Origin of the sequence: Selenomonas sp. CM52, assembly GCF_000292955.1 — a bacterium.
Classification (GTDB): Bacteria; Bacillota; Negativicutes; order Selenomonadales; family Selenomonadaceae; genus Selenomonas.
In genome coordinates this window covers 1-7,550 of the sequence record NZ_ALNM01000026.1, presented here as the reverse complement: position 1 = coordinate 7,550, position 7,550 = coordinate 1, and the positions used below count along the sequence as shown (strand labels likewise).

Below are 7,550 nucleotides of genomic sequence, written 5' to 3'. Positions count from 1 at the left end.
GGATGCAGGTGTCGCGGTCGCTCGCGTTTGCCCAGCCCATCGTGTTTTCCTGCATCGTGAATCCGTACTCGGCGGCCTTGCTCTCGATGATCTCGGCAATTTCCTTCTTCGTCATTTTCTTTTCCTCCGTTTCTTGTTTCTTCAGTTTTCCCTTTCGGCATGTGTATATTCCCGTACTATCCGAGAAATAGCAAGGCCATATGTGTGTATACAATCGCTCTAAAACACCAAAATCCCCCGCTCATCATACACCGACGCAGATGCATCGTTGCCACAGCGAATCGCACGATCCAGTGCCATAATCAGCGCAATGACACCGTCGATTCTTTCCGTGGACTTCTCCTTATCCGCCTTGATGTTCCCCGCAGGATCGGTGCGAATGAAGATATTGTCTGCCATCCAGCGCATGACGGGATGCCCGCCGTGCGCTATTTTCTTTTCCAGAGTCAATTTCATCAGTTCCTTCGTCGGCGGACTCATATCCTTGAAGCCCTGACCGAAGGGAACAACGGTGAATCCCATTCCTTCGAGGTTCTGCACCATCTGCACCGCTCCCCAGCGGTCAAAGGCGATCTCGCGGATGTTGTACTTCTCGCCAAGTTTCTCGATGAACGCCTCGATGAATCCGTAGTGAACCACATTCCCTTCGGTGGTCATAAGAAAGCCCTGCTTCTGCCACACATCGTAAGGTACATGGTCGCGGCGCACGCGAAGTTCCAGATTTTCCTCGGGCATCCAGAAATACGGAAGCACAGCAAACGGCTCATCTTCATCCGTCGGAGGAAATACGAGCACAAATGCCGTGACATCGGTTGTCGACGAGAGGTCAAGACCGCCGTAGCAGACGCGCCCCTTCAATTCTTCCGCATCCACAGGTGCGGCGCACGCATCCCATTTGTCCATTGGCATCCAACGCACGGACTGCTTGACCCATTGATTCAACCGCAACTGCCGAAAGCTGTTCTCCTCAGCGGGATTCTGCCGTGCGGAATCACAGGCCGCCTGCACCTTATCGATGCCGACCGTGATGCCGAGCGACGGATTCGACCGCTTCCATACCTCGGGATCTGTCCAGTCCTCATCCTCCTTCGCGCCATAGATGACAGGATAGAAGGTCTGGTCGATTTTTCGTCCCTCTAAGATATCTTTCGCTTTCTGATGCGTCTCGTAACAGATGGACTGTGTATCTGTCCCCGCCGTCGTGATGAGGAAATAGAGCGGCTGCATTCGCGCATCGCCCGAGCCTTTCGTCATAACGTCGAAGAGTTTGCGGTTCGGCTGCGTGTGAAGTTCGTCGAACACAACACCGTGGATGTTAAATCCGTGCTTCGAGTATGCTTCTGCTGAGAGCACTTGATAGAAGCTGTTCGTCGGCAGATACACCATGCGTTTCTGGGATGCGAGGATTTTCACTCGCTTGCCGAGCGCGGGGCACATACGCACCATGTCGGCGGCGACCTCGAAGACGATGCTCGCCTGCTGACGGTCGGCGGCACAGCCGTAGACTTCGGCACGCTCTTCCCCATCGCCGCAGCAAAGAAGCAGTGCAACGGCGGCGGCAAGTTCACTGTTGTGTGTTGGAATGAAGGATTCCCCTACCAGATAACAATGGCTTATACTGTCCACTTGAATGCACTGCATGGGGACTCTCGCTGAAAGCGGCTCAATATCTGCCAGATAATGAAAACAGGAGCGAGCGATGGGTAGGGTTCTTTCCTCGATCTGCAGCCTCTTTGCCGCAGGGATGCGGATGATAGAGCGGCGGGCTTCTTTCTCGTTATCCCGATATCTTTCTCTGTGTTTCATCGTCCGACGGTAGATTTCACCCGTCGCCCAAAGCAAGGATTGCGGCTCTCCGATGATGTGCTCCACATTCCACAGATGCCGCTCTCCTGCCACGATGGAAGAGCCGTCGCGAAAGGTCAGTCTATACGCTTGTTCCGTATCATCCACATTGCTTTTGGCAACGACACAGCAAGTCTGCCCGTTTTCATCAAAAACGGTATCTCCGACGCGAATATCGCCCATTGTGGTAAATCCGCTTGGTGTGGGGATTTTCGTATCAAGAGCAAGCTGTTTTCCCTGTTTCTTGGGAATCTCAACGTATGCCATGTTGAACTGGCGATAGCCGTTCGGCTTCAGAATTCCGAAAATGTCTCGGATAATGCGCTCCTGCCAGTCGATCAGCTCGAAGGGCTTTCCTGCCCACGTCCCCTTCGTATGGCACAGACACTCGATGAATCCCACGGCGTAGTCCGCAGCAGCTTTGTCATAGTGTGCGTCCTCTGCCATAAACTTCGTTGGCTTATAGTCCGTCAGTTTTCGCAAGCAATCACCCCCAACGCAAAAGGAGATGCCCGAAAGCATCTCCTCAAACTGTATTTCCGTCTCAGCTTTTCGTCTTGCGCCCCCACTCCCATGTGTATCCGTAGGCTTCTTCGAGAATCTTCCTGTCAAAGCCGAACCTGCAGTAGGCGCGGTAGAGAATGTCGAAGTACTCCATGGAGGGAACGCCGAGTTTTCTTTTCTCGTGCATGATGTACGCCATGCCGCGCGTCGTGCCGCAGGGCTTTCCGTCGGCATCGGTTTTCACGACTTGAATCGTGCGCTTGTAGTAGAAGTTCGGAAATCCCTCGTAGCGGTCAAGCCGCTCCTCGTCCGTCTCCGTGATGCGCCAGAGCAGGATCGGCACGCTCTGCCCTTTCTCGCGCTCGATGGTCGCATAGGCCCCCGTCTTGCTTCCCTTGAACATCAGCCGCCAGTTCTCCAAACGCCCCATTCCCAAAAGCTCTGCTTCCGGGCAGCGCCGCTGCATCTGCTCCAAGTCCATGTTGGAGCCGTAGGCGATGTACATCTTCGTTTTCATCTTCCTCATCCTTTCCGCTTCCGAAGGAACATCCCTTCTACTGCCCGAAGCCCGCCTGTTGGCGGGCGGGGCTTGGCTTTCGGCTCTTATGCCGAAGGGGTGCTCCTGCCGAAGCGGAAAGCGGCGTCGCCTGCAAGGTTCTTCGTGAGGATTTCCCTTGCCGTGGCAAATTCCCAGCCGATGAAGCCGAGGCGCATCAGCCAAGTCCGCATCGCGAATTTGGGGTTTTCCCTCTGCGGTTCTTTGGGGCTTGCGGTCTTGAGGTTTTTCGCCGCTTCGGAGAGGGCGAGGCAAAGCTGGATGTAGCTCTTGAGTTCGCCTGCGTGGAGGCCGCCCCTGCGCTCTGCCGTGGGGTTCGCGAATTGGAAGAGGCGAAATTCGATGGTGCCTTTGGTGAAGGTCGCGTGGAGGTTCAGGCAATGGTAGCGCGAACCGTTGTAGTGATGTTCTCTGCCCTCTCTTGCGCTGTTTCCTTCGTACCAGATGTCCGCGAGCTTTTCCATCGTCTGCGGCTTTTCCTTGTTGAGGCGGTCGAGGAAGGTGCGGTTCACCGTGCGGCAGTAGCGTCCGAGGCGGCTCCGGTCGATGCGCATGGCGGCAATCAGGAGGCTTTCGTGGCTTGCCATCAGGTTGGCAAGGTTTCTAAGCGTCTGCGCCGTGTGGCTGCCCTTGCCGATGTGGATGTGCACGCCGCACATATGGGCGGGGTTGCTCTTCGCTCCCGCGTGGCGCAGTCTCCGCAGAAGTTCCTGCAGGCGCTCGATGTCTTCGTAGTGCAGGATGGGCGTGACCAGTTCGGTCTGCTCTGCGCTGCTTCCGGCTTCGATGCTGACGTCGCGCTGGAATTTCCACTCGCGCCCCTGGTCGTCCCATGCGCTCCATGTGCAGTAACCGTTGCGGTGCGCCGTGTCCTTGAAGTCTCCCGTGCCGAAGAAGTCCGCCGCGATTCCCGCTGCGTCCCTGCGGCTGATGCCGTACATCTCGACTTCCACGCCGATGGTCTGCTTCTTCATGTTCTCGATCTGCCTTGCCGTCGCTGCCTTCATTTTTGAAATCCCCTTTCTTTGCTTGCCCTGTTTTCTTTTTTTCATGTACATATATGCCTCTGAAAGACACATATAGCAAGCGAATATTTGTGTATACTTGGGGATTTTTCAGTGTATCTTCCGTAACCAGAAGCAGCCCCGCAGGGCTGTTTCTCTGCTCTCTAGCTTTAGATGTGCGCCATGCACCAGGCCATCGCGTGTCCGCCGTCCTCGAAAAGCTCTGTAGCGGCTTCGACAAGGTTCAGGCGGCATTCGATGTCCGCGAATCCCGTTTCCGCAGGCGTTTCGACCATCTCGTAGATTGCTGCGTGGAAGCCCCGGCACTCTCTTCCGACCGCCAGGATTTGCTCGCCGTAGCGCAGGATCGCGCCGCTCGTCCCGTACCGCATTTCTTCGAGCTTTTCCATCGTGCTTTCCTTCGGCCATCTTGCTTCTGCGTTTTTCATTTTCGTTTCCTCGCTTTCTTTGTTACATTGGTTTCTTCGTTCATGTGTATATATGCCTCAAAGCGAGGATGATAGCAAGCGAATGCGCGTGTATACTTGGGGCTTTTTATGGCTCCCTTTTTCATTGATATTCACAGCTTGCCGCTCTGCACGATGCGGAAAGAGTCGATGCCCGGAAGCAAATTCAGCGAGGAGTCTGTTTGCCAATGCACGAGAATCTGCCCCGCGTCGTCTACGCCTTGCACTTCGCCAAGTGTGTGGGGAGGCGGGGCTTGCATGTCCTCCATCGAGATAAGCTCCACCATCATCCCTTTCGGATATTTTTGCCGAAGCGCGACGATCTGCTCCCTACTCGGAACCTTCACAGTTTGCCTCCTCCTTCCGATGACCGCATTTGAAGGCGCTGCTTCCCGTGAGGTTCTGCAGCAAAATCCTGCGGCTCGTCTTGTAATCATCGCCGATCATGCCAAGGCGCAGGAGGAAGCAGCGGAAGGCGTACTTCTCGTTCTCCACGGCCTTCTCTTTTGCCACAGCACGTTTCTGCTTCTGCGCCATTTCGCAGAGCTTGCTGATGAAATCCGTATAGGCGCGTACCGTATCTTCGGCAATCTTCCCATGAAACCATGCGAACTTAATCGTCTCTTCGGTCAGCGTGTACGTCGCTTCCTCGATGTTGAACGCTTTTTGAATCAGCTTCCCTTTGCTGGCAAGGAGCGCGTCCAGATTCTTCAGAGCCGTTTTCGTGAAGAATCTGCGCGGAAGGCTGATAGTGAGCTTGTCCTCGTCGGAATCCGCTTCTGCCGTCGGCATCTCGGTTTCCTCTTCTGCAACGAATCCCGCTTCCCGAAGCGCCGTGCGCATACGCTCGACTTCCCCTTCATCGGCTTCATCGTCGAAGCAAATGCTTCCGTCTCGCGTGATCTCAAATGCTCCCACCCGGTAGGAAAATGTCGGCGCTCCGCAGTAGATGGGCTGCACGCCGAGCGTCCTGCCGACGATCTCGACCATCTTCTTCCTCTGCTCCTTCGTGATGCTGTAATGAATCTTCATGGTGCAATCCTCCCTTGAAATGGTTTCACTACATACATCACTCCAAAGCAGAAATATAGCAAGCTATTTATGCTTCCTGCGCCGCAAAATGTGCGATGCCGGAAAGCACATAGAACACGCACGGCAGAGCAACGCCGTTGCCCCACATCTTGTACTCGGCGGCATCCGAATGGGGATTCTTGAGCCATTTGCGGATCTGGTTATCGGTCTTGGGCTTCTTCGCTTTCCCCATGGCTTTTCGATGCGTTTCAAAAACCTCGCGCCAAAATGCCATCTCTTCCTCGGTCGGTTCATCCGTCCCAAGTCCCGCGCACCAGCCGTCGGGGAAGCCCTGCAGGCGACCGCACTCTTTGGGCGTCAATCTGCGGACGGCATACACGGGCTGATTGACGACGGCAGGGTCTTTGGAATCCCTCGCCATAAGCGTCGGAGATTTTTCGCACTCCACCTGCGTATGGCATCCCGTCGTCATGGCGTAGACGGCATGGCGGTCAATGGTATTGAGCGTGAAGCTCACGTCTTCTGCAATGCCGCTTCCCTGCGGACCGTTCTTCTCCTGCCGACCAAGCATAGAGCCTTGGATGGAAACCACTGCAACGCCGCCTTGACAGCACGCAGGGTTCCCGCCGCTCCGGTCAATCGTCCGCGTCGTCTCGGTTTCATATATCCCAGAGTGCGGATTGTCCGAGCACATGGCATTGGACTGGAACGACGAGATGCAGAAGAGTCGCGCGTCCTTCATGACGAGCGGTTGGTTGTTACCGCCCGTGCCGTAGTGGCGAACGACGGTCGGGCAGATTTCGAGCGGTCCTTCGTACCGTGCATCCGCTCCATGCGACTCAAACAGGGCGGCGGGAACTCTTCCTGCGCGAAGCGTCGGAGATTTCTCCTCCGCATAGCCGATGCTGTAACTCTTCGCCGAATGCTCGGTGGAAAAGCCCGCGCTCAGCCGTTCGCCTGCCGCTCCAAGGCGAGACGCAAGTTCTCCGGCAGTTCCTTGCCACGAAGCGAAGCACGGCGCAAGATACCCGAGCACGCTTTCGGCGTCAAATAGTATTTGTCCGGCGCACGCGCCTCCAAGATCTGCGACAAGGTAGATTCTGCGCCTGCGCTGTGGAACTCCCCAGCCCTGCGCGTCCAAAACGCGGTACGCAAGACTCCATCCGTCTCCCAGAAGAAGGTCAGCGTAAGGCCATGCGCCTTTTTCAGGCAGAGGCACCTCGGGAGCCTGCGGCTCCTTGATGCGGACGATTTCCGTGAGGACGGACTGGAAGTCGCGCCCCGCTGAGCTTGAGAACGCGCCCGTGACGTTTTCCCAGACGATGAATCTCGGGGATTTGCCATTCGCTGCACACCTCATTTCCTTGATGATGCGGACGGCTTCGAAGAAAAGGCAGGACTGCCTGCCTTCCAGCCCCGCCCGCTTTCCCGCAATCGACAAGTCTGTGCAGGGAGAGCCGAACGTGATGATGTCGACAGGCTCGATTTCGCCGCCGTCGATGGCATGGATGTCGCCAAGGTGACGAACAGACGGAAGCCGCTTCGTCGTCACACGGACGGGAAACGGCTCGATCTCCGACGCCCACTTCGGCTGAATCCCGGCAAGCACTCCGCCAAGTTCAAAGCCCCCTGAGCCAGAAAACAAACTGCCGAGTGTCAGTTTCCTCTTCATGCCTTCTGCTCTGCCGCCGTCATGCGGTCGAGCATGTTGCCCGCAAGCCAGAGCGCCGCCTGCACCACACCCGGCAGGAACACGCAGTCGCGGAAGCGGCACCAGCCCGTTTCCTTCTCGGCGCTTTCCTTCAAGGCGGCGACGTAGGCGACCGCGATTTCCTTCGCGGCGGGAAGCCCCTTCTCCTTGAGCCAGAGCACTGCCGCCTCTTTCGCTTCCTTTCGCACGAAGTCCACGGCATGAACCTTCATCTCGCTTTGCAGCATTTTCCAATCCACCATCTAAAACACCTCCTGTTTGTAGTCCGTTACGCCGCGAGCAATCGCCCGTGCAAATTCATCCTGCTTCTCGCGCAGAAGCTGTGCATCCTGCTCGTTGTCGATAAAGGCAAGCTCCACCAAGACCGCTGTCGCACCCGTGTTGTTCAGGACGTACAGTCCGTTGACGCCGGGCTTCGCGCCCTTGCTGCC

At 56.3% G+C, this 7,550-nt stretch carries 9 protein-coding genes; all 9 read right to left on the bottom strand.

Features of this window, described 5'->3' with window-relative positions:
• Positions 1-219 precede the first annotated feature (219 nt).
• Positions 220-2,328 (bottom strand): terminase TerL endonuclease subunit, encoded by a 2,109-nt coding sequence (locus HMPREF1153_RS06340; protein ID WP_037370101.1) that lies wholly within the window; start codon positions 2,326-2,328, stop codon positions 220-222.
• Between the two features lie 61 nt (positions 2,329-2,389).
• Positions 2,390-2,875, bottom strand: coding sequence for a gamma-glutamylcyclotransferase family protein (locus HMPREF1153_RS06335; RefSeq protein ID WP_009646108.1), 486 nt, complete (start codon positions 2,873-2,875; stop codon positions 2,390-2,392).
• A gap of 77 nt (positions 2,876-2,952) precedes the next feature.
• Positions 2,953-3,912, bottom strand: a complete 960-nt coding sequence (locus HMPREF1153_RS06330) for an amidoligase family protein (RefSeq protein ID WP_037370099.1) — start codon at positions 3,910-3,912, stop codon at positions 2,953-2,955.
• Between the two features lie 167 nt (positions 3,913-4,079).
• Positions 4,080-4,358, bottom strand: coding sequence for an Nmad4 family putative nucleotide modification protein (locus tag HMPREF1153_RS06325; RefSeq protein ID WP_009646112.1), 279 nt, complete (start codon positions 4,356-4,358; stop codon positions 4,080-4,082).
• Between the two features lie 131 nt (positions 4,359-4,489).
• On the bottom strand, positions 4,490-4,723 hold the full coding sequence (locus tag HMPREF1153_RS06320) for a DUF4314 domain-containing protein (protein WP_009646110.1): 234 nt from the start codon (positions 4,721-4,723) through the stop codon (positions 4,490-4,492).
• Positions 4,707-5,408, bottom strand: a complete 702-nt coding sequence (locus HMPREF1153_RS06315) for a hypothetical protein (RefSeq protein ID WP_009646117.1) — start codon at positions 5,406-5,408, stop codon at positions 4,707-4,709. The genes HMPREF1153_RS06320 and HMPREF1153_RS06315 overlap by 17 nt, the downstream gene beginning before the upstream one ends.
• A 67-nt stretch (positions 5,409-5,475) precedes the next feature.
• Entirely contained in the window at positions 5,476-7,080 is a 1,605-nt protein-coding gene (locus tag HMPREF1153_RS06310; protein ID WP_009646109.1) for a DNA cytosine methyltransferase, read from the bottom strand.
• A complete protein-coding gene (locus HMPREF1153_RS06305; RefSeq protein ID WP_009646111.1) occupies positions 7,077-7,361 on the bottom strand; it encodes a hypothetical protein in 285 nt (94 codons plus the stop codon). Before HMPREF1153_RS06305 ends, HMPREF1153_RS06310 begins: the two co-directional genes overlap by 4 nt.
• A partial coding sequence (locus HMPREF1153_RS06300; protein WP_009646114.1) for an N-acetylmuramoyl-L-alanine amidase family protein occupies positions 7,362-7,550 on the bottom strand: 189 nt, incomplete at its 5' end.